This is a genomic window from Streptomyces sp. NPDC047108, from assembly GCF_040643575.1.
Classification (GTDB): domain Bacteria; phylum Actinomycetota; class Actinomycetes; order Streptomycetales; family Streptomycetaceae; genus Streptomyces.
In genome coordinates this window covers 201,873-223,681 of the sequence record NZ_JBEYUP010000002.1, presented here as the reverse complement: position 1 = coordinate 223,681, position 21,809 = coordinate 201,873, and the positions used below count along the sequence as shown (strand labels likewise).

19 protein-coding genes are annotated in these 21,809 nt (G+C 73.2%); 15 read left to right on the top strand and 4 right to left on the bottom strand.

Features of this window, described 5'->3' with window-relative positions:
- Window positions 1-25 precede the first annotated feature (25 nt).
- The 12 genes from ABZ822_RS06155 to ABZ822_RS06100 all read left to right on the top strand — a co-directional run bounded on the left by ABZ822_RS06155 (window position 26) and on the right by ABZ822_RS06100 (window position 13,095).
- A complete protein-coding gene (locus ABZ822_RS06155) occupies window positions 26-1,084 on the top strand; it encodes an SRPBCC domain-containing protein (protein ID WP_360847612.1) in 1,059 nt (352 codons plus the stop codon).
- Window positions 1,085-1,270: 186 nt separating this feature from the next.
- Window positions 1,271-2,086: an aldose 1-epimerase gene (locus ABZ822_RS06150; RefSeq protein ID WP_360847610.1), complete on the top strand. Its 816-nt coding sequence runs from the start codon at window positions 1,271-1,273 to the stop codon at window positions 2,084-2,086.
- A gap of 25 nt (window positions 2,087-2,111) precedes the next feature.
- Window positions 2,112-2,654: an orotate phosphoribosyltransferase gene (gene pyrE, locus ABZ822_RS06145; RefSeq protein ID WP_360847607.1), complete on the top strand. Its 543-nt coding sequence runs from the start codon at window positions 2,112-2,114 to the stop codon at window positions 2,652-2,654.
- 247 nt (window positions 2,655-2,901) lie between these two features.
- Window positions 2,902-3,924 carry a class II fructose-bisphosphate aldolase gene (gene fbaA, locus ABZ822_RS06140; RefSeq protein ID WP_360847604.1) on the top strand — a complete coding sequence of 341 codons (1,023 nt, stop codon included), beginning with the start codon at window positions 2,902-2,904 and terminating at the stop codon, window positions 3,922-3,924.
- A gap of 137 nt (window positions 3,925-4,061) precedes the next feature.
- Window positions 4,062-5,699 (top strand): MFS transporter, encoded by a 1,638-nt coding sequence (locus ABZ822_RS06135; protein WP_360847601.1) that lies wholly within the window; start codon window positions 4,062-4,064, stop codon window positions 5,697-5,699.
- Window positions 5,700-5,885: 186 nt separating this feature from the next.
- Window positions 5,886-6,299, top strand: coding sequence for a DUF3151 domain-containing protein (locus ABZ822_RS06130; RefSeq protein WP_360847598.1), 414 nt, complete (start codon window positions 5,886-5,888; stop codon window positions 6,297-6,299).
- A 264-nt stretch (window positions 6,300-6,563) separates the two neighbouring features.
- Window positions 6,564-7,430, top strand: coding sequence for a tryptophan 2,3-dioxygenase family protein (locus tag ABZ822_RS06125; RefSeq protein WP_360847595.1), 867 nt, complete (start codon window positions 6,564-6,566; stop codon window positions 7,428-7,430).
- 37 nt (window positions 7,431-7,467) lie between these two features.
- Window positions 7,468-8,712, top strand: a complete 1,245-nt coding sequence (gene kynU / locus ABZ822_RS06120; protein WP_360848790.1) for a kynureninase — start codon at window positions 7,468-7,470, stop codon at window positions 8,710-8,712.
- 57 nt (window positions 8,713-8,769) lie between these two features.
- Window positions 8,770-9,762 carry an alpha/beta hydrolase gene (locus tag ABZ822_RS06115; protein ID WP_360847592.1) on the top strand — a complete coding sequence of 331 codons (993 nt, stop codon included), beginning with the start codon at window positions 8,770-8,772 and terminating at the stop codon, window positions 9,760-9,762.
- 130 nt (window positions 9,763-9,892) lie between these two features.
- Complete coding sequence (locus ABZ822_RS06110; RefSeq protein WP_360847589.1) at window positions 9,893-11,203, top strand: histidine kinase; 1,311 nt, start codon at window positions 9,893-9,895, stop codon at window positions 11,201-11,203.
- Window positions 11,200-11,868, top strand: coding sequence for a response regulator transcription factor (locus ABZ822_RS06105; protein WP_360847586.1), 669 nt, complete (start codon window positions 11,200-11,202; stop codon window positions 11,866-11,868). The genes ABZ822_RS06110 and ABZ822_RS06105 overlap by 4 nt, the downstream gene beginning before the upstream one ends.
- A gap of 9 nt (window positions 11,869-11,877) precedes the next feature.
- Window positions 11,878-13,095 (top strand): cytochrome P450, encoded by a 1,218-nt coding sequence (locus ABZ822_RS06100; RefSeq protein ID WP_360847583.1) that lies wholly within the window; start codon window positions 11,878-11,880, stop codon window positions 13,093-13,095.
- A gap of 98 nt (window positions 13,096-13,193) precedes the next feature.
- Here ABZ822_RS06100 and ABZ822_RS06095 read toward each other — a convergent pair whose 3' ends face one another.
- Together ABZ822_RS06095 and ABZ822_RS06090 are read right to left on the bottom strand one after the other, a co-directional pair.
- Complete coding sequence (locus tag ABZ822_RS06095) at window positions 13,194-14,840, bottom strand: ABC transporter permease (protein WP_360847580.1); 1,647 nt, start codon at window positions 14,838-14,840, stop codon at window positions 13,194-13,196.
- Window positions 14,837-15,826, bottom strand: coding sequence for an ABC transporter ATP-binding protein (locus tag ABZ822_RS06090; RefSeq protein ID WP_360847577.1), 990 nt, complete (start codon window positions 15,824-15,826; stop codon window positions 14,837-14,839). The genes ABZ822_RS06095 and ABZ822_RS06090 overlap by 4 nt, the downstream gene beginning before the upstream one ends.
- A gap of 105 nt (window positions 15,827-15,931) precedes the next feature.
- Here ABZ822_RS06090 and ABZ822_RS06085 point away from each other — a divergent pair, with 105 nt between their 5' ends.
- Window positions 15,932-16,468, top strand: a complete 537-nt coding sequence (locus tag ABZ822_RS06085; protein ID WP_360847574.1) for a MarR family transcriptional regulator — start codon at window positions 15,932-15,934, stop codon at window positions 16,466-16,468.
- Window positions 16,469-16,511: 43 nt separating this feature from the next.
- Here ABZ822_RS06085 and ABZ822_RS06080 read toward each other — a convergent pair whose 3' ends face one another.
- Window positions 16,512-17,498, bottom strand: a complete 987-nt coding sequence (locus ABZ822_RS06080; protein WP_360847571.1) for a hypothetical protein — start codon at window positions 17,496-17,498, stop codon at window positions 16,512-16,514.
- Window positions 17,499-17,665: 167 nt separating this feature from the next.
- Between ABZ822_RS06080 and ABZ822_RS06075 the strand changes: the two genes are divergently transcribed.
- Together ABZ822_RS06075 and ABZ822_RS06070 are read left to right on the top strand one after the other, a co-directional pair.
- Window positions 17,666-18,949 carry an adenylosuccinate synthase gene (locus tag ABZ822_RS06075; RefSeq protein WP_360847568.1) on the top strand — a complete coding sequence of 428 codons (1,284 nt, stop codon included), beginning with the start codon at window positions 17,666-17,668 and terminating at the stop codon, window positions 18,947-18,949.
- Window positions 18,950-19,182: 233 nt separating this feature from the next.
- Window positions 19,183-20,043 carry an arylamine N-acetyltransferase gene (locus tag ABZ822_RS06070; protein ID WP_360847565.1) on the top strand — a complete coding sequence of 287 codons (861 nt, stop codon included), beginning with the start codon at window positions 19,183-19,185 and terminating at the stop codon, window positions 20,041-20,043.
- 114 nt (window positions 20,044-20,157) lie between these two features.
- Here ABZ822_RS06070 and ABZ822_RS06065 read toward each other — a convergent pair whose 3' ends face one another.
- On the bottom strand, window positions 20,158-21,765 hold the full coding sequence (locus ABZ822_RS06065; RefSeq protein WP_360847562.1) for a serine/threonine-protein kinase: 1,608 nt from the start codon (window positions 21,763-21,765) through the stop codon (window positions 20,158-20,160).
- Window positions 21,766-21,809: the final 44 nt, after the last annotated feature.

Here is a 21,809-nt window from a genome sequence, read left to right as displayed (position 1 = left end):
TGATGGCTGGGTAGGCTCGGTCTCCATGGAGCATGAGGTGTTCGTTCCGTTCTCCGTCGGCACCGTGCGGCAGGCGCTGGCCGATCCCGCGCGCGTCTCGCGCTGCATCCCGGGGTTCCAGAGTGACGCCGAGGATGCGCGGGGGACGCATGACGCCCCGGGGGGTCCCCTGGAGTTCGCGGGCCGCCTGAGACTGCGCATCGGCCACTCGACCATCACCTACCGCGGCAGCCTCCGTGTCACCGAACAGGACGGCGGCGACCTGAGTGTGGAGGGCGAGGGCACGGAGTCGCGCGGCAGCGGTTCCGTGAAGGTCGCGCTGAACGTACGGCTGTCCTCGGCGGACGGCGGTACGCGCGTCACGTGCACGGGGACCGTACGGAGCGAGGGCCGTCTGGCCGAGTCCGGGGAATCCGCGGCCACCGCCGCCGGGCACCGTCTGCTGGACCGCTTCGCCGGAGAGCTGGCCTCGGGCCTCGAGTCGTCGCCGATCGGTTCGAGCGATCCCGGCGACGACAACCAGCGCGTCATCCCCGGCATCCCGTCACCGGACAAGCCCGACCGCGGCCACGCCGGCGACCGGCGCACGGAGAAGCCCAAGGAGCAAGAGGGTTCGCCGGAGACCGAGGCGGACGAGGGCACGGACCGGCGTCCGGATGAGGGGAAGGGGAAGGGCGCGGCGGACACCGGGCCCGGAACCCCGTCTGAGACACCGTCGGTCTTCGAGACCGAGGTGCCGCCCCCGTCGCTGGACCCGCTCTCCGACCTCGACGACGACGAGCACGACGCAGGGGACGACGAGTCGGTACGGGCTCTGCAGGACGACGCTGAGGACGCGTTCGAGGAAGACATCGACGACGGGCCCGGCACCGAGCCGCCCGCCGAGGCCGCACACGCACGGCGCACCATGATCGGCCGCAGCGCCGAGGAGGTGGACCACGCGCCGCCGCGCGGCCGGTACGCCCCGGTGCCCGCGCCCGAGGCCACCGCGACGACGGTCCCGCTGCGCTGGGCCGCCCCGGCGGCCGCCGCGCTCGTGGCGTCCGCGGTCGTCGTCAGCAGGATCCTGCGCCGCCGCCGCTGAATCACGGACGCGCTGCCGTCAGGACGTGCATCGCGCTGCCGGGAGGACGCGTACCCCGCTGCCGTCAGGACGCGCACTGCCGTACGACGCCGGACGCCCGCGCTCTCGTATCCGTACCGACTCCGGGCCCGGACACCGGTCGACCGGTCCGTCCCCATCCCCGGACGAGGCTCTAGGGTCGGGGATGTGACGACCCACGACACGACGGAATCCGGCTCCGGCATCCGACTCGAGGCCGGCGAAGCCGAGTTGACCCTGCTCCCCGCCTTCGGCTGCCGCGTCGGCTCGCTGCGCGTCGCCGGTACGGAGCTGCTGCGGCAGGGCGCCAAGTACGGTGCCTTCCCGATGGTGCCCTGGTGCGGCCGGGTCGACCACGGGCGCTTCCGTGACGGGGCCGAGGTGCGCCAACTCCCCGTCAACAGCCCGCCGCACGCGATCCACGGCACCGGCCGCGACACGGCCTGGCGTACGGCCCGTACGGACAAGACCTCCGCCGTCTGCACCTACGACCTGGCCGACCCCTGGCCGTATCCGGGCCGGGTCACGCAGATCGTCGAACTCGCCGAGGACTCCGTCACCCTCACCCTCGGGGTCGAGACGATCGGCGACTCCTTCCCGGCGCAGGCCGGCTGGCACCCGTGGTTCCTGCGCAACCTCGGTGACGGCAGCGGGGACGCCCAGGTCTCCTTCACGCCCGAGTGGCAGGAGGAGCGCGGGGACGACCATCTGCCGACCGGCCGCCGCATCCCCCCGCGGCCGAGCCCCTGGGACGACTGCTTCGGCATGCCGGACGGCGTGGACGTGACCCTGACCTGGCCGGGCCGTCTCGAGCTGCGGGTCACCAGCCGCGCCCAGTGGGTCGTCCTCTACGACGAGCAGGCCGAGGCGGTCTGCGTCGAGCCTCAGTCCGGTCCGCCCAACGGCCTCAACACCCTGCCCCGTCTGGTCACACCGGTCGACCCGCTGGAGATCTCCACGACCTGGACCTGGCGCAGGCTGTGACGGGCGACCGCTTAGGCTCGGGGGCATGAGCGATGCGCGTGACGCCCTGCTGGAGCAGATCAAGAACAAGGCCGTGGTCCACGGCAAGGTGACCCTCTCGTCCGGGCTGGAGGCCGACTACTACATCGACCTCCGCCGGATCACCCTGGACGCGGAGGCCGCCCCGCTCGTCGGTCAGGTGATGCTGGATGCCACCGCCGATCTGGACTACGACGCCGTGGGCGGGCTGACGCTGGGCGCCGACCCGGTCGCCACCTCGATGCTCCACGCCGCCGCGGCGCGCGGCCGGAAGCTGGACGCCTTCGTCGTACGGAAGGCGCAGAAGACGCACGGCATGCAGCGCCGTATCGAGGGGCCCGACATCGCGGGCCGCCGGGTTCTGGTCGTCGAGGACACCTCCACCACCGGGGGCTCGCCGCTCACCGCCGTCGAGGCCGCGCGCGAGGCGGGGGCCGAGGTCGTCGCGGTCGCGGTGATCGTCGAGCGCGGTGCCGCGCCCGCGATCGCGGAGGCCGGACTGCCGTACGTCCCGGCATATGGGCTGGCGGATCTCGGTCTCGACGGCTGACGACGGGGCCGAGTCCCGACCTGAACGCCGCTGCGGTCTCTGGTCGACGGCTTCTGACCTGCGGATTCATCGAGGGGTGGAGAGTTTCACGTGAAACTCTCCACCCCTCGCCGCCGTCCTCGGCACGGCTGCGGAGCCGGGCCGGGTGGACCGTACGTCCGCGTCTGGGAAGATGGGCCCCGACGATGACGTCGCCCCCTAGGTCAGGGCCCTATCCGAGAACCCGCACATCACAAGGAGCGGACAGATGCCCATCGCAACCCCCGAGGTCTACAACGAGATGCTCGACCGGGCGAAGGCAGGCAAGTTCGCCTACCCGGCCATCAACGTGACCTCGTCGCAGACCCTCCACGCGGCGCTCCGCGGCTTCGCCGAGGCGGAGAGTGACGGCATCGTCCAGATTTCCACGGGCGGCGCCGAGTTCCTGGGCGGCCAGTACAGCAAGGACATGGTGACCGGCGCGGTCGCGCTGGCCGAGTTCGCGCACGTCGTCGCCGAGAAGTACTCGGTGAACATCGCGCTGCACACCGACCACTGCCCGAAGGACAAGCTCGACGGGTACGTGCGTCCGCTGCTCGCCGTCTCCCAGGAGCGGGTGGCGGGCGGCCGGAACCCGCTGTTCCAGTCGCACATGTGGGACGGTTCCGCCGAGACGCTGGACGAGAACCTCAGCATCGCGCAGGAGCTGCTCGCCGAGGCCGTCAAGGCGAAGATCATCCTCGAGGTCGAGATCACCCCGACCGGCGGCGAGGAGGACGGCGTCTCGCACGAGATCAACGACGAGCTGTACACCACGGTCTCCGACGTCGAGCGCACCGCCGACGCCCTGGGGCTGGGCGAGAAGGGCCGCTACCTGCTGGCCGCCTCGTTCGGCAACGTCCACGGCGTCTACAAGCCCGGCAACGTCGTGCTCCGCCCCGACCTGCTGCGTCAGCTCCAGGACGGCGTCGCTGCCAAGGCCGGCAAGACGGACCCGTTCGACTTCGTCTTCCACGGCGGCTCCGGCTCCACGGAGGAGGAGATCCTCACGGCGCTGGAGAACGGCGTGGTGAAGATGAACCTCGACACGGACACCCAGTACGCCTTCACCCGCCCCGTCGCGGACCACATGTTCCGCAACTACGACGGTGTGCTGAAGGTCGACGGCGAGGTCGGCAACAAGAAGGTCTACGACCCGCGGAGCTGGGGCAAGGCCGCCGAGAAGAGCATGGCCGAGCGCGTCACACAGGCGTGCGCGAACCTGCGCTCCACGGGCACCAAGCTGAAGTAGGCCCCAGAGCATCCGTACGGCGACGGGCCCGGCACCTCGAACGGAGGCGCCGGGCCCGTTCCCGTACGACTCCGCCTCGCCGCGCGGGGCCGTGGCTGGGGTGGCCGGGGGGTGGGAACGCGAGGATCATCCCCGGTATGAGCGACTCCTCGCGCCGTCCCCCGAGCGAGCCCGGGTCGCAGGCGACGCCGGGAGACGTGCCGGCGGCGGCCGGTGAGTCGGCGGCCGCGTCGGGCGCGGCCGCCGGGCGGATCCGGATCTCGGAGGCCGCCGGGCGCTGGATCGTGCTGACGACCGTGCTCGGCTCCGGGATGGCCCTGCTCGACGGCACGGTCGTCAACGTCGCCCTTCCCCGGATCGGCGAGGACCTGGGCGCCGACCTGGCCGTACTGCAGTGGACCGTCAACGCATACATGCTCACCCTCGCCGGGCTGATCCTGCTCGGCGGTGCGCTCGGCGACCGGTTCGGGCGGCGCCGGGTGTTCGTGATCGGCATCGTGTGGTTCGCGCTCGCCTCCCTTGCCTGCGGGCTCGCGCCGAACGCCGCCGTGCTGGTCGCCGCGCGGGCCCTCCAGGGCATCGGGGGCGCGCTGCTCACCCCCGGCTCGCTCGCGCTCATCCAGGCCACGTTCCATCCGGACGACCGCGCGCGGGCGGTCGGCGCCTGGTCCGGCCTGGGCGGCGTCGCGGCCGCGATCGGACCGTTCGTGGGCGGCTGGCTGGTGGACGGACCGGGCTGGCGCTGGGTGTTCCTGCTGAACGTGCCGTTGGCCGCCGTGTGCGTACCCGTCGCGCTGCGCCACGTACCGGAGACGCGGGACCCGCACGCCCACGGCCGGTTCGACATCCTCGGGGCCGTGCTCGGGGCGCTCGCCCTGGGCGCCGTCACGTACGCGCTGATCGACGCGCCCGAGCAGGGCGCCTCCCCGGCCATCATCGGCGCTGCCGTCGGCGGGGTGCTGCTGGGTGCCGCCTTCGTACGGCTGGAGCGACGGCGGCGCGACCCGATGCTGCCGCCCGAGATCTTCGCCTCCCGGCAGTTCACGGCCGTCAACGCGGTGACCTTCTGCGTGTACGCCGCGTTCGGCGGGTTCTTCTTCCTCTCCGTGCTCCAGCTCCAGGTCGTCGTCGGCTACTCCGCGCTCGCCGCCGGCACCGCTCTGCTGCCGACGACGCTGATGATGCTGCTGCTCTCCTCCCGCTCGGGCGAGCTGGGGCAGCGCATCGGCCCGCGCATCCCGCTCACCGTGGGGCCCCTGCTGTGCGCGACGGGGATGCTGCTGATGCTGCGGGTCGGCCAGGGCGCCTCGTACTGGGCTGACATCCTGCCCGCGCTGCTGGTCATGGGCTCGGGCATGGTGCTGCTCGTCGCCCCGCTCACCTCGACGGTCCTGGCGTCGGTCGAGGTGGCGCGCGCGGGCCTGGCGAGCGGCGTCAACAACGCGGTGGCGCGCGCGGCCGGGCTGATCGCCGTGGCGGCGCTGCCGCTGCTGGCCGGCACGGGGCCCGAGGCGTACCGGTCGGCGACGGAGTTCGACGCCACCTTCCAGCGGTCGATGCCGATCTGCGCCGGGGTCCTGCTGGTGGGGGCGGTGATCGCGGTGCTCGCGGTACGGTCCGACGCGCTGGCACCGGCCCCGTCCGGGGAGCCGCAGCCCTGCCGGGCCCAGTGCCGTACGTACTGCGCGGTGAACGCGCCGCCCCTGGACCCGGGGGACGCGCGGAAGCCCGGTGAGCCGCGGCGGACCCCGGCGGCGGGGGAGAGCGCCGCGTAGGGATGGCGTATCCCGGCGGCGGGGGAGGCACCGCGTAGCCGCGGGAGTGCGGCGCGTGCGGGGGCGCACCCTCCGCGCAGGCGCGACCGCGCAGTGAAGGCAACGGCCCCCTGCTGTCCGTGCCACCGGCGGGCGGAGTGTGCGCCGGGCACCACGGACCTCCGGCCGTCCGGCAGACTTGAGGTCATGGCCATTCACGAAAACCTTCTCGGGGGCCCGCCCCCGACGCACCTCCCCGACGACCCCGAGCCGCGCGATCTGCTCGCCTCGGGCACGGCCCCCGCCGACGTGGCGGCGAAGTACCCGTCCTCCTCCCTGGCCTGGGCGCAGCTCGCCGACGGGGCCTTCGAGAACGGCCGCGTCGTCGAGTCCTACGCGTACGCCCGTACCGGCTACCACCGCGGGCTCGACGCGCTGCGCCGCAGCGGCTGGAAGGGCCATGGCCCGGTGCCGTGGGAGCACGAGCCGAACCGCGGCTTCCTCCGCGCGCTGCACGCCCTCGCGCGCGCCGCCCAGGCCATCGGCGAGCAGGACGAGTACGAACGCTGCTCCGGCTTCCTGCGCGAGTCGTCGCCGACCGCGGCCGACACCCTCACCTGATCACCGCAACACCGCGACCACCGGAACCCGTTGTCCACGGCGGACCGCCGCGCTGATCCGTGCTGATCAGCGGGCAGTTCGTCCGCGGGTTCGAAGGGCCTGCCCGGGACGCCCCCCGGGCAGGCCCTTGCCGTACCGCGAGGGAGCCACGGATGATGCTGTGGCCGGCGCGATCCGAATATCGCGCACGGCGAGGGGACCGGGGCTCCGACGCCGAGAGGAAGGAGCGGACCGCTACCCGGTAGCACGCACGAGGAGACAGCGATGTCGCACGACCCCTACGCGCCCGGAACCGGTCCCGAAAGCGGCGCGGACCCCGGTGTCGAGGCCCCGAACCTGGACTTCGCGGGCACGACCCCGTACGAGGACTACGTCCAGGCGGATGTCCTCACCCACCTTCAGCACCCGCTCTCCGACGACCCCGGCGAGATGGTCTTCCTCGTCACGACCCAGGTGATGGAGCTGTGGTTCACCGCCGTCGTGCACGAGTGGCAGACGGCCGCCGAGGCGATGCGCCAGGACGACCTGCCGGTCGCGATGGCGGCCCTGAAGCGCTCCACTTGGGAGCTGGAGTCCCTCAACGCCTCCTGGAAGCCGCTGGCGCATCTGACCCCGGCGCAGTTCAACGCGTACCGCAGTGCGCTCGGTGAGGGCTCCGGCTTCCAGTCCGCGATGTACCGGCGGATGGAGTTCCTGCTCGGTGAGAAGTCGGCGTCCATGCTGGTTCCGCACCGCGGCGCCCCGCGTGTCCACGCCGAGCTGGAGAAGGCGCTGGCCGAGCCGAGCCTCTACGACGAGGTGATCCGGCTCCTCGCCCGCCGCGGGTACGACATCCCGGGCGCCGTCCTCGACCGCGACCCGAGCCTGCGCCACGAGCCCTCCCCGGATGTGGAGCGCGCCTGGCAAAAGGTTTACTCAGGAGGTCAGGGCGACGAGCTGGTGCAACTCGGCGAGGCGCTGACCGAGGTCGCCGAGCTGGTCTGGCGCTGGCGCAACGACCATCTCGTCGCCACGCGGCGGGCGATGGGCGCCAAGACCGGGACCGGAGGTTCCGCGGGGGTGGCCTGGCTGGAGAAGCGGGCTCAGAAGCATGTGTTCCCCGAGCTGTGGACGGCGCGCAGCCATGTCTGAATCCCCGAGCCGCACCGCAGCGGTGCGTGAGGAGACCATGACGGTGCACGAGAAGACCCCAGCGGCCCAGGCGATCGCCCCGGGCGCGCTCGCGGACGAGGCGGCGCGCCTGGACGCGGCCGACGAACTGGCCGCGGTGCGCGAGCGGTTCGCCCTCGACGACGGCGTCTATCTGGACGGCAATTCGCTGGGCGTCCTGCCACGTGGCGTGCCCGGGCGGATGGCGGACGTGATCGAGCGTGAGTGGGGCCGGCTGCGCATCCGCTCGTGGGAGGAGAGCGGCTGGTGGACGGCGCCCGAGCGGATCGGCGACCGGATCGCCCCGCTCGTCGGCGCCGCGCCGGGGCAGATCGTCGTCGGCGACTCGACGAGCGTCAACGTCTTCAAGGCCGTGGTCGCGGCCGTCCGGATGGCCGGTGAGGGGCGGGACGAACTGCTCGTCGACGCCTCGACCTTCCCCACCGACGGCTACATCGCCGAGTCCGCCGCCCGCCTCACCGGCTGCCGCGTGATCCCCGTCGAGCCGGGGGAGGTGCCGGGAGCCGCGGGGCCGCGTACGGCCGCCGCCCTCGTCAACCATGTCGACTACCGCACCGGGCGTCTGCACGACCTGCCCGGCACCACCGCCTCCGTGCACGCGGCGGGGGCGCGCGTGGTCTGGGACCTGTGCCACAGCGCGGGCGCCCTGCCGGTCGGGCTCGACGAGCACGGCGTGGACCTCGCGGTCGGCTGCACGTACAAGTACCTCAACGGCGGTCCGGGCGCACCGGCGTATCTGTACGTCCGCCGGGAGCTGCAGCCGCGGTTCGACTCGCCGCTCCCCGGCTGGAATTCGCACGCCGACCCCTTCGGCATGGCCGCCTCCTTCACCCCGGCCGACGGCTCCCTCCGGGGCCGCGTCGGCACGCCCGACATCCTGTCGATGCTCGCCCTGGAGGCGGCGCTCGACGTCTGGGACGGCGTCCCGGTCGAGGCGGTACGGGGCAAGAGCCTGGCGCTGACGGACTTCTTCCTGCGGTGCGTGGGCCACTACGTGCCGCTGGGGCGGGTCGAGTCGGTCACCCCGGCGGCGCACGCGGAGCGCGGCAGCCAGATCGCGCTGCGGTGCGCCGACGCGGGTGCGGTGATGCGGGAACTCATCGCGCGGGACGTGGTGGGGGACTTCCGGCGTCCCGATGTGCTGCGGTTCGGATTCACGCCGCTCTACACGTCGTTCGCGGATGCCGAGCGTGCGGCCCGTGTCCTGGCCGACGTGCTCGACGCACACGGGGACGAGGTCTGACCCGTGCCCGGTCCGGACACTCCGGGGCTCCCCGCTCACCCTGCCTCGAAAGGCCCGGTGAGCGGGGGGTCCCGCCCGGACGGACGGCGCGACCCCGAGGCCGTGCTGTCGTATCCGCCCGTCCCCGCTGACGCGACCCTCCCCTACGGCGAACACCCCGACCAGCTCGTCGACTTCTTCGCACCGTGCGGAGGGGACGGGGAGGGGCCGGCCCCGCTCGTCGTCCTGCTCCACGGGGGTGCCTGGCGTGCCCCGTACGACCGCCGGCACATCTCGCCGCTCGCGGCCCGCCTGGCGTCGGTCGGCTGCGCCGTCGCGTCGGTCGAGTACCGCAGGGGCCCGGCGCCGGAGAGGGACGCCGCAGGGGCCGCCCCGGCCTCCGGGGCGAGCGGAGGGGCGTCTCAGGACCCCGCCGGGCGGTGGCCCGAGACGCTGGACGACGTCGCCCTGGCCGTCGACCGCCTCCCCGCGATGATCGCAGACCTGGCCGCGGCGGAGAACGCCTCCGGCGCGACCGCGGACGCCCCCCGGGACGGCGCACCTCCCGCGCCCCCACGGCGGCCGTGGAGCCGCGTCGACAGCACGCGTCCCGTCCTGACCGGGCACTCCGCGGGTGGCCACCTCGCGCTGTGGGCCGCCGCGCGCCACCGGCAGCCGCCCGGTTCGCGCTGGCGTCTCCCCGCGCCTCCCCCCGTCGCCGGGGTCGTCGCCCTCGCTCCCATCGCGGACTTCGCCACCTCCCGCGGGCTGGACGTGTGCTCCGGCGCCGTCGTCCAGTTCCTCGGCGGACCCAACCGGTACGCCTCCCGGAGCCCGTACGCCGACCCCGCGGCCCTGCTCCCCACCGGCATTCCCACGACGATCGTGCACGGTGCGACGGACACCGTCGTCCCGCCGCAGGTCACGAGGGCCTTCGCGGCCGGGGCCGAACGGGCGGGAGAGCCGGTGCGATGCGTGCTCCTCGACGGCGCGGGGCACTTCCCGGTCATCGACCCGTACTGCCCCGAGGCCGGGGTGGTCGTCGACGAGATCCGCCGCTTCACGCGCTGAGGCTGCCCCGCGTCCCTCGCGTCCACCCGGGCGGGATCCGCCGAACCGGCACGTCATCCTTGAGACGGATGCCGGAAAGTCGGCTGCAACGGTGACGACGCGGGCCCGGCCGGTGCGTAGCGTTCTGCACGTGAACGAGACGACGACACCCTCCGCGTGGACCGAGTCCCGCATAGCCCGGACCGTGTGGCGCGGTCTGCGCGAGGACCTGCTGACCTCGGCGTGGGCCTTCCGTCCCCTGCCGCCGATCAGCGCCGACCGGATCGCCGCGTGGCCGAGGCTGGAGCGGCGCGGCGGCCGGTGGCTGCCGCACGCCGCGATCCTGGCCTTCGCGTTCCTGTTCTTCCTGATGGACTTCGCGGGTTACACGAGATGGTCGCCCTGGTCGGATCTGGTCGCCCTGCTCACCGCGGCCACGCACACGGCGGCGCTCGTGCTCGTCCTCCTCAGGCCCGTCGGTGCCTGGTGGCTGTCTCTCGCCGTCACTGCCCTGTCCGCCATGCCCTTCTTCGACTGGTCCGGCGCGGAATACTTCGCGCACGTCGTCGTCATGGTCCTGGTCACCTTCCGGTCCAGGCCGCGGGTAGCCATCGAGATGTGGGCGATCTCGGCGATCACCATGGGCGTCCTGGGCGCCGTGGCGGACGGCGACAACACCGAGGTGGGCGGCCTCGCCGTCGTCTCCGGCTTCGTCCTCGGTATCGCCGTCGCCCTGCGCGGCTGGTGGCTGGCCCGTGGCCGGGTCGCCGAGCAGGAGACGCTCGTCGCCGACGTCCGCGGGCAGCACACGCTCCTGGAGGAGCGCGCCAGGATCGCCCGGGAACTGCACGACGTCGTCGCGCATCACATGTCGGTGATCGCGATCCAGGCGGAGGCGGCGCCGTACCGGGTGACCGATCCGCCCGAGGAGCTGACGAAGAGCTTCTCCACGATCCGCGGCAGTGCGGTGGAGGCCCTGGCCGAGTTGCGCCGCGTCCTCGGTGTCCTGCGCTTCGAGAGCCCCGACGGCACGGTCGTCCCGGACGCCCCGCAGCCCGACCTGTCCCGCCTCGACGAACTGGTCGACGGCGTACGGGCGGTGGGCCTGGACGTCGAGATCGGCAGGACCGGCGCGGTCCGTCCGCTGCCGCAGGGCGTGGAACTGTCCGCGTACCGGATCATCCAGGAGGCGCTGAGCAACGCCCTGCGCCATGCGCCCGGTTCGCGGGTCCGTGTCGAAGTCGCGTACGTCCTCACCGGTCTCGGGGTGCGCGTCGTCAACACCCGGCCGACGGCGGACGCCGCGCCCTCGCCCGGTCTCGGCCACGGCGTGATGGGCATGCGCGAGCGGGCGTCGATGCTCGGCGGTGAGCTGACGGCCGAGCCCACGGCCGACGGCGGCTTCGAGGTCGCCGTCTTCCTGCCCGCCGGGCAGCCGGAGGACCGGGAGGGTTCCGCATGACGACCCGTGTGCTGATCGCGGACGACCAGATGATGGTCCGCGAGGGCTTCTCGGTCCTGCTCGGGGCGCAGCCCGACATCGAGGTGGTCGGCGAGGCCCTCGACGGTCTCCAGGCGATCGCCCAGGTGGCCGAACTGCGGCCGGACGTCGTGCTGATGGACATCCGGATGCCCGGCATGAACGGTCTGGAGGCGACCCGGCGGATCGTCGCCGACCGCGCGGAGGTGGGCGGCGCGCGCGTCCTCATCCTGACCACGTTCGACCTCGACGAATACGTCTTCGAGGCCCTGCGCGCGGGGGCGTCCGGCTTCCTGCTGAAGGACGCCTCCGCCCGCCAGCTCGCCGACGCCGTACGTGTCGTGGCGGCCGGCGAGGCGCTGCTCGCGCCGACCGTCACCAAGCGGCTGCTGTCGGAGTTCACCCGCCTCGGTGCGCCCAGGGCTCCGCGCATGGACCGCATCGAGGCGCTCACCGAACGGGAGACGGAGGTGCTGGCCCTCATCGCCCAGGGGCTGTCGAACGGCGAGATCGCCACCCGCCTCGTCGTCAGCGAGGCCACGGTGAAGACCCATGTGAGCCGGATTCTGGTCAAACTCAGCCTGCGGGACCGCACGCAGGCGGCCGTCTTCGCCTACGAGATCGGGCTCGTCACGCCGGGCGGGTAGCGTCGGCCCATGAATGCAGCGGTCTCGTGGTTCGATCCGTGGTCCCCGGCCTTCGTCGCGGACCCTTATCCGGCGTACGCGCGGCTGAGGGCGGCCGGGCGCGCGCACTGGTACGAGCGCAGCGAGCAGTGGCTCGTCCCGCATCACGACGACGTGAGCGCGCTGCTGCGTGACCGGCGGCTTGCCCGTACGTACACGCACCGTTTCACGCACGAGGAGTTCGGGCGGACCCCGCCGCCGCCCGAGCACGAGCCGTTCCACGTCCTCAACGGGCACGGGCTGCTGGAGCTGGAGCCGCCCGACCACACCCGGATCCGCCGGCTGATCTCGAAGGCGTTCACGCCGCGTACGGTGCAGCGGCTGACGCCGACCGTGGAGCGGCTGGCGGGGGAGCTGGCCGACGGACTGGTCGCCGACGGCGGCGGGGACCTGCTGGCGAAGGTCGCGGAGCCGCTGCCGGTCGCGGTGATCGCGGAGATGCTCGGGGTGCCGGCCGAGGACCGGGGGCTGCTGCGGCCGTGGTCGGCCGACATCGTCGGGATGTTCGAGTTGAACCCGACGGAGGAGGCGGCCCGTAAGGCGGTCCGGGCCTCGGTCGAATTCACCGCCTATCTGCGGGACTTGATCGCGCAGCGGCGGAAGGAGCCCGGCGAGGACCTGGTCAGCGCGCTGATCGACGCCCACGACGCGGAGGACCGTCTCACGGAGCAGGAGATGATCTCCACCTGTGTGCTGCTGCTCAACGCGGGCCACGAGGCGACCGTCAACACCACGGCGAACGGCTGGCTGACCCTCTTCCGCCACCCCGAGCAGCTCGCCGCCCTCCGTGCCGCGCCGGAGGCCGTACTCCCGCGGGCCGTCGAGGAGTTGATGCGCTACGACACCCCGTTGCAGATGTTCGAGCGCTGGGTGATGGACGACATCGAGCTGGGCGGGGAGGTCATCCCGCGCGGCTCGGAGGTCGCGCTGCTCTTCGGCTCGGCCAACCGCGATCCGGCCCGCTTCACCGACCCCGACCGGCTCGACCTGACCCGCGAGGACAATCCGCACGTCACCTTCGGCGGCGGCATCCACTTCTGCCTCGGCGCGCCGCTCGCCCGGATCGAACTCGTCGCGTCCTTCGGGGCGTTGCTGGAGCGTGCGCCGCGGCTGCGGCTCGTGGCGGAGCCGGAGTGGAAACCGGGCTATGTGATCCGGGGGCTGGAGGAGCTGATCGTGGAGGTCTGACGCGGCGGGTCCTCCCGCCGTGCGGAAGGCGGGAGGACCGCCGCGGTGGGCACGCACCCCCGTACGCGCCCCGTCCTGCCGGCCGACGTCGCGGCGGCCTAGCCGAGGTCGCGGCGGCGGAAGGCGGCCAGGCCCGCGGCCGTCAGGACCGCGGTCAGCGCGAGCAGCCAGAGATACGGTGCCGCGGTCGCCTCGCCGCCCGGCAGCTTCGGCAGATGCCCGAACGGCGAGAGATCCAGGGCCCATCGGGGCAGCCTGAACGCGGGGCCGAGCCAGCCGATCGCCAGGCTGCTCCCGGCCGCGGCCCAGGCCAGGGCCGATGCCCTGGGCACGGCCCCGAAGAGCAGGAGAGCGAGCGCCGCCAGGGTCCAGGCGGCCGGCACCTGGGCGAGTGCGGCGCCAAGGACGGACGGCAGACGTCCGCCGACGTCCCCTGCGGTGATCCCATAGGCCAGCCCCATGCCCAGGCCCCCGGCGAGCAGGACGACCGCAGTGCCCGCGAAGGCGATGACCAGATGGCTCGCCGCCCAGCGGAGCCGGCCGACGGCGGCCGCGAGCACCGGCTCGGCCCGCTCCCCGGTCTCCTCGCCGCGCAGCCGCAGCACGGCCCCCACCGCGTAGAGCGCGACGACCATCCCCAGCATGCCGGTCATGCCCGCGAGGAAGGAGTCGGTGACACCCTGACGGCCGCCCATCCGCTCGATCATGCGGCGGGTGTTCTCGTTGTCCCCGACCAGGTCGGCCACGCCGTCCGTGATCCCGCCGAACACCGCGCCCGCGACGGCGAATCCGAGCACCCAGCCGAGCAGCGTGCCGCGCTGGAGCCGCCAGGCGAGCCCGTACGGGCCGGCGAGGTGCGCCGGTGCGGCGGGCGCCCCGGGGCGGGCGGGCAGGAAGCTCGCGCCGATGTCGCGCCGCCCGGCCAGGACGTAGGCCACGGCCGCGGTGAGCGCTGCCGCCGCGTACAGCAGGAGCAGGACCGGCAAGCGCTCGTTCGCGAGAGCGCGGACGTTCTCGGCCCAGCCGATCGGGGAGCTCCAGGTGAGGGGCGACGAGCCGTCCGCGGTCGCGGCATCGCCCGCCGCGCGCAGCACGAAGGCCAGCCCGAGCGCGGCGCCCGCCAGGCCCTTGGCCGCCCGCGCGCTCTCGGTGAGCTGGGCGGCGACGGCGGCGAGGCCCGCGAAGCACAGGCCCTGTCCTGCGACCGCGAGGCCGAGGGCGAGTGAGCCGCCGGCCGGCAGGCCGGCGCCGGTCAGCCCGAGGGTGACGAGGAGAGCGATGAGGGCATTGGCGCCCAGAGCGGTCAGCAGTGCGGAGGTCAGCGGGGCGCGGCGGCCGACGACGGCGGACGACAGCATCTCCTGGCGGCCGGTCTCCTCCTCCTCGCGGGTGTGCCGGACGACGACGATCAGGCTCATGACGGCGGCGAAGATCCCGCCGTAGCCGACCATGCGCCAGGCGGTCAGGCCGCCGACCGAATCGCTGAACACCGGCCCGTAGAGCGCGCGGAGCGAGCCGTTGGCTGCCATCGACCGGGCCAGCCCGGCGCGTTCGGCGGCGGTGCCGTAGAACGTCGTGATCGCGTCGGCGGAGTTGACGATCGCGACGGTCACGACCGCCACCCAGACGGGCAGCATGACGCGGTCGCGGCGCAGCGCGAGCCGCAGGAGGGTGCCGGTGCCGGCGAGTTGGCCGGAGCGCGTCGCGCGCGGGGGCGCGAGGGCGGGGCCTGTGACGGCGGTCATCGCGCGACCGCCCCTTCGGTGCCGGTGGAGGGCGTGGTGGCGGGGGTGGTGTCGCCGTCACCGGGGCGGTCGGCGTCGACGGTGACGTCGTCCTGGTAGTGACGGAGGAACAGTTCCTCCAGCGTCGGCGGGGTGCTGTGCAGGCTGCGCACACCGGAGTCGGCGAGCCTGCGCAGGACCGCGTCGAGCTGGTCGGTGTCGGCGTGGAACCGGACCCGCTGCCCCTGCACGTCCAGGTCGTGGACACCGGGCAGCCCCGCCAGCCCGTCGGGGGCGCCGGCCAGTTCGGCGCTCACCGACGTACGGGTCAGATGGCGTAGCTCGGCCAGCGAGCCGGTCTCGACGGTCGCGCCCTTGCGGATGATGCTGACCCGGTCGCACAGCGCCTCGACCTCGCTGAGGACGTGGCTGGAGAGCAGAACCGTACGGCCGCGCCGCCGCTCCTCCCGGACGCAAGTCCGGAAGACCTCCTCCATCAGCGGGTCGAGGCCGGAGGTCGGCTCGTCGAGGATCAGCAGGTCGACGTCGGAGGCGAAGGCGGCGACGAGGGCGACCTTCTGGCGGTTGCCCTTGGAGTAGGTTCGGCCCTTCTTGGTGGGGTCGAGCTCGAAGCGGTCGAGCAGATCGGCCCTCCGCGCCAGGTCGAGTCCGCCGCGCAGCCGCCCGTACAGGTCGATGACCTCGCCCCCTGAGAGGTTGCGCCACAGCGTGACGTCCCCCGGTACGTAGGCGACGCGGCGGTGCAGTTCGACCGCGTCCCGCCACGGGTCCCGGCCGAGCAGCCGTGCGGTGCCCCCGCCCGCCCGCAGCAGGCCGAGGAGGATGCGGATGGTGGTGGACTTCCCGGCGCCGTTCGGGCCGAGGAAGCCGTGCACCTCACCGGTCTCGACGGCGAGGTCGAGGCCGTCCAGCGCGTGGGTCCGGCCGAAGGACTTCGTGAGTCCGGCGGCCTGGATCGCGAGAGCGGGGTCCATTGCCTGCTTCATGTTTTGGAACGTACGCTAGTTTCACAAATTTGTGAAGTTAAGGAATCGTATAAATTGGCCCAAGGGGATCCGGTCCGCGTTCCGAGCAGGGGAGAAGAGGAAGCGATGCGCGATACGGCCGCAACGGTGGACGACCCGGGCAAGCGGGACGACGACGCCCTGTCCCGCTTCGTCGAGCGGTTCGCCGCCGACCTCACCGAGGCGGGCATGCAGCGCATGGCGTCCCGGGTCTTCGCGGCGCTGCTCGCCTCCGACTCCGGGTCGATGACCTCGGCCGAACTGGCCGAGCAGCTCCGCATCAGCCCGGCTGCCGTGTCCGGCGCGATCCGCTATCTCAGCCAGGTCGACGTGGTCCGCCGCGAGCGCGAACCGGGCACGCGGCGCGACCGCTACCGCGTCTACAGCGACATCTGGTACGAGTCGTTCACGCGGCGCGACCAGTCGCTGCTCCGCTGGCGGTCCACGCTGCGCGAGGGCGCCGAGGCGCTGGGGGAGGACACCCCGGCAGGCGGACGGCTGGCCGAGACCGCGGAGTTCTTCGAGTTCCTCCACGACGAACTGCTGGGACTCCTCGACCGCTGGCGGCAGCACAAGGCCGCCCGCGACGAGTCCCCCGACGGCCGCGCCGCCGCGTCCGGTTGACCCGGTCCGGGAAGCCCGGAAGTCCCCGACGCGTACGGGTCCGTCATCTGCGCGGCAGGGTCAGCCGCCAGGCCGAGGGGTGCACGGTCCAGGTACGGGTCCTCACCGGTCCGCCCACCTGCTCGTCCGCGCGGTAGCGGAAGTCCGGTCCGGAGACCGTGACCGCGCGGGCCCGGACCGTGCGGGGCGCCGCGCCCCCGCCGCCCGCACTCGGCCGGACCATGACCCGCGCCAGCCCGTCGTCGTCCGCGTGGGGTCCCGCCGTGGTGACCGACACTGCCTCGACCGGGTGGTCGAGATCGGCGAGCAGCACGCCGTCCGCCTCGACGCGCAGCCGGTGGAGCCCGCGTTCGGCACGGGGCGTACGGTCTCCGCGGCTCGTCCGCGCGGCCCGTCCCGTACGGTCGGCCCCCTCCGGGTCCTCGCCGGGGGCCGGCGGTCCGGCGGACGCGTCCGTACGCCGACGGGCAGCGCCCGAACCGGGGCCGGAGCCCGGCGTCAGGGACCGCACCAGCGAGCGACAGGTCCGCAGGCCCGGCCCCCACCACCGGCCGCGCGCGGCAGCCCCGCCGCCCGCCTCCCGCAGATCCGGAATGTGCAGGCCGCCGAGCACGACTCCGTCGCTCTCGTCCACCAGCAGGTCGAGTTGGCGGTCCACGCCGTCCAGCACGGCCCGCGCCGCCTCGACCGGCCCGGCCGGAACGCCGAGCGCGCGGGCCAGGGCCACCTCCGACGCGGATCCGCCGACCGGCACCAGCGCGAGGGCCGCGGCGCCCAGCGCGCGCTCCCGGTGGAGGAGTCCCACGATGCGCAGCAGCGCCGAGTCGTCGCCCACGACCACCGGCCGTCGGCTGCCGCGGCGGGCGAGCGCCCGTGCGATCTCCTCCGGATCCTCGGGAAGGCAGATCTTCGCGCTGGCGCCCGCGCACAGCACATCCTTCGCGATCCGGACGGCCTCGCCGTCGATTCGCCGCGCGGCCGGGTCGATGACCACGAGCAGCGGGCGCCCGCTGGGTCCTGGAGCCGACACCTCGGTCCTTCCTCAGGTAATCTCTCGGTGCAAGAGCCCCTGTCGCTGTTGCGTCAGGGGCTTCGACGTCTATCCGGGGCACCGCTTCGACGGCTCCCGGGCGGCCGCGCCTGGCGGCGAGCCGTCCGGCACGTTGGACATGCCCCGCCCGGAAGGGGTGTACGCCTGTGCCCGCACTTGTGCTGCTCGGTGCTCAGTGGGGTGACGAGGGCAAGGGAAAGGCCACCGATCTGCTCGGCGGCTCCGTGGACTATGTGGTGCGCTACCAGGGCGGCAACAATGCCGGCCACACGGTGGTCGTGGGCGACCAGAAGTATGCCCTGCACCTCCTCCCTTCCGGAATCCTGTCGCCGGGATGCACCCCGGTGATCGGCAACGGCGTCGTGGTCGACCCGGCCGTCCTGCTCTCCGAGCTGAGCGGGCTTCAGCGACGCGGCGTCGACACCTCGAAGCTCCTGGTCAGCGGAAACGCCCACTTGATCACGCCGTACCACACCACGATCGACAAGGTGACGGAACGGTTCCTCGGCAAGCGCCGCATCGGCACCACCGGCCGCGGCATCGGCCCGACCTACGCCGACAAGATCAACCGCGTCGGCATCCGCGTGCAGGACCTCTACGACGAGTCGATCCTCCTGCAGAAGGTCGAGGCGGCCCTCGACTTCAAGAACCAGATCCTCGCCAAGCTCTACAACCGGCGGGCCATCGAAGCCGGGAAGATCGTCGAGGAACTCCTGGGCTACGCCGAGCAGATCAGGCCGTTCGTCGCCGACACCACGCTCGTCCTCAACGACGCGCTCGACGAGGGCAAGGTCGTCCTCTTCGAGGGCGGCCAGGGCACGCTGCTGGACGTCGACCACGGCACGTATCCGTTCGTGACCTCCTCGAACCCGACCGCGGGCGGCGCCTGCACGGGGGCCGGGGTCGGGCCGACGAAGATCAACCGCGTCATCGGCATCCTCAAGGCGTACACGACCCGCGTCGGTGCCGGGCCCTTCCCGACCGAGCTGTTCGACGACGACGGCGAGGCGCTGCGCCGCATCGGCGGCGAGCGCGGTGTGACGACGGGCCGGGACCGCCGCTGCGGCTGGTTCGACGCGGTCATCGCCCGCTACGCGACCCGCGTCAACGGCCTCACCGACTTCTTCCTGACCAAGCTCGACGTGCTCACCGGCTGGGAGCAGATCCCGGTGTGCGTGGCGTACGAGATCGATGGCCGGCGCGTCGAGGAACTGCCGTACAGCCAGACCGACTTCCACCACGCGAAGCCGGTGTACGAGATGCTCCCGGGCTGGTCCGAGGACATCACCAAGGCCAAGACGTTCTCCGACCTGCCGCAGAACGCCCAGGCGTATGTGAAGGCGCTGGAGGAGATGTCGGGCGCCCCGATCTCGGCGATCGGCGTCGGCCCCGGCCGCACGGAGACGATCGAGATCAACTCCTTCCTCTAGGGACTCCGGTTTCTCCAGGGAGTCCCGTTTCCTCCAGGACTCCGGCCCGCGGAGTACCCAGGGCCTCCGCTGCCTCCCGCCCTGTGCGCGGGCGGCGGCGGGCGCGTGCGCCCCGGCAGAGCACCGCCCTGCCGGGGCGCTCCGCGTCCCTGGGGCCGCCTGAGCCGTCCCCGAGGTCCCGGACCCGTCCCGACGCCGAGCAGAGCCGCGGCCGAGGTCCTAGCGTCGTAGACATGGAACACTCCGACGCCGGATTCGGATGGGACGGCGAGCTGCTCGATCTGGACGCCTATCTCGCCCGTATCGGCTTCGACGGGGACCTGGCCCCGACGGTCGAGACGCTGCGTGCCCTGCACTTCGGGCACGTCTCGGCGATCCCGTTCGAGAACGTGGACATCCTGCTGGGCCGGACGCTGCGCCTGGACGTCCCCGGGCTGCAGGACAAGATGGTCCGCCGGTCCCGCGGCGGCTACTGCTACGAGCACGTCAAGCTCTACGCCGCCGCCCTCGAACGGCTCGGCTTCGGCGTCACCGGCATCGCCGCCCGCGTCCGTATGGCCACCGGCAAGCTCCGGCCCGCCACGCACGCGCTGGTGGAGGTCGAGACCGCGGAGACGGCGGACACGGGCCGGCTGTGGCTCTCCGACATCGGGTTCGGCGGCAGCCCGCTCGGGCCCGTCGAACTCCTCGACGGCGCCGAGTCCTCGCGCGGCGGCTGGCACTACCGGCTCGAACTGCAGACGTCCGCCCCGGGTGTGGAGCAGTGGGTCCTGCACACGTTGCGCGAGGACGGCTGGTTCGACCTGCACGGCTTCACGCTCGACCCGCACTACGCGGTCGACTTCGACGTGATCAACCACTACACCGCGACCCATCCGCGCTCGCCCTTCACGAACCGACTGCTGGTCCAGCAGATGCGGCCGGAGATCACCCACCGGCTGGACCGGACCGAGCTGGGGACGATGTACCCCGACGGCTCGGGCAAGGCGCACCGGCTTGAACCGGACGACCTGCCGGGGACCCTGAAGGAGGTCTTCGGGATCGGGCTCGAGGCGGAGGAAGCGGCGGCCCTCACGGCCAGGGCCTGGTCCTGAGGGGACGGGGGCCGGTCCTGAGGGGATGGGGCCGGCGCCGGGACTGCGCACCGGCCGGGGGTGATCCGGCGGCCGGACAGGCGCTGTTACAGCTGTAATGCCCGGGCAGTACAGCTAGCGCTCGACCTTCCGGTATCCCAGCGGCGCCGCGCTGTCGTCGGTGAACGTACGGCGGAGCACGCCGGATTCCGTCAGCTCCAGCGTCGTCGCCGCCCCCGGCTTGCAGGACGTCTCCTCGCCCTCGGTCACCTTGGACGGGCCGAGTTCCACGGGCGGACCCCCGGCCTTCAGCGTGGCCGCGAACTCGCAGCGGTACGAGGCCCCTTCGGCGGTCATCGTGAAGACCGTGTCACCGGCGGAGCCCTGGCGCAGCGTGAAGCGGCGCACGTCGGACGTCCCGAGCCGGGCTTCCCACGTGCCGAGGTACTGCTGAGGGACGGCCTTGCTGTCCCCGTCCGGGGTGCCGGACTGCCCGGAGTCGTTCATCCGCTCGTAGATGGTCACGCCGGCGAGGGCGGTGACGGCGAGCGCCACCGCGACCAGGACGGCGGTCGCGCCCTTGCGCCGCCGCCGCGCCGCCCTCGGTGCCGGCGAGGCCGGGATACCGGGCGAGGAGGCGCGGGGGCTGGTTGCGCGGTGCGCGGCCGGCGGGGGCGTCGCAGGAGTGGCCGGGTGCGGGGCGGGTGCCGGGGTGGTCGCGTACAGGTCCGGCGCCGGGGAGTTCGCGTGCGGCGCGGCCACCGGACCCGCCCCCGGGTGTGATCCCGGCGGCGTCCCTGTCTGCGTCCCCGGTCCCGTCACCACCGGGACCTCGCCCGTCTCGGGGCTCTCGGCCTCCAGCAGCCGCATGGCGTGCCGGCCGAGCTGGGCCATGAGGCCGCCGGGCAGCCAGGGCTCCCCGTAGGTCTGCGCGGGTACGCCCGCGAGCTGCAGGACCTGTCCGGCCGTGGGCCGCTGGGCCGGGTCCTTCGCGAGGCACGCGGCCAGGAGGCCGTGCAGCCCGGCGGGCACCGTCGACAGGTCCGGCGCCTCCTCCGCGATCCGGAACATCGTGGCGTGCACTCCGCTGCCCGAGCCGAACGGCATCGACCCGGACGCCGCGTACGCCAGCAGCGTCCCCAGGCAGAAGACGTCGCAGGCGGGGGTGATGCGCTCGCCGCGCACCTGCTCGGGAGCCATGAAGCCGGGGGAGCCGACCATCGCGCCGGTGCGCGTGAGCCCGCCGTCGGTGACGGTCTCCAGGGCGCGGGCGATGCCGAAGTCGATGACGCGGGGCCCGTCGAGGGTGATGAGGACGTTGGACGGCTTGAGGTCGCGGTGGACGAGTCCCGCGGCGTGGATGTCGTGCAGGGCGTGGGCGAGCCCGGCCGCCAGGACGCGTACGGCGTGTTCGGGCAGCGGCCCGTGCTCGCTGATGACGGCGCGCAGGGACGGCCCGGGTATGTAACCGGTGGCGACCCAGGGGACCGCCGCCTCGGTGTCGGCGTCCAGGACGGGCGCCGTCCACGCACCGCCGACCCGGTGCGCGGCCTGCACCTCCTGCCGGAACCGCCCCCGGAACTCGTCCTGTTCCGCCAGTTCCGTACGGATCAGCTTGACCGCGACCGTACGGCCGCGGTCCGAGCGGGCCAGATAGACCACGCCCATGCCGCCCGCGCCGAGGCGGCCCAGCAGCCGGTACGCCCCGATCCGCTGCGGGTCGCCGGCCCTCAGCTCGTCCATGTTCTCGCCGCCTCCCCCGACCCCCGCAAGTCGCAACCGTGTCA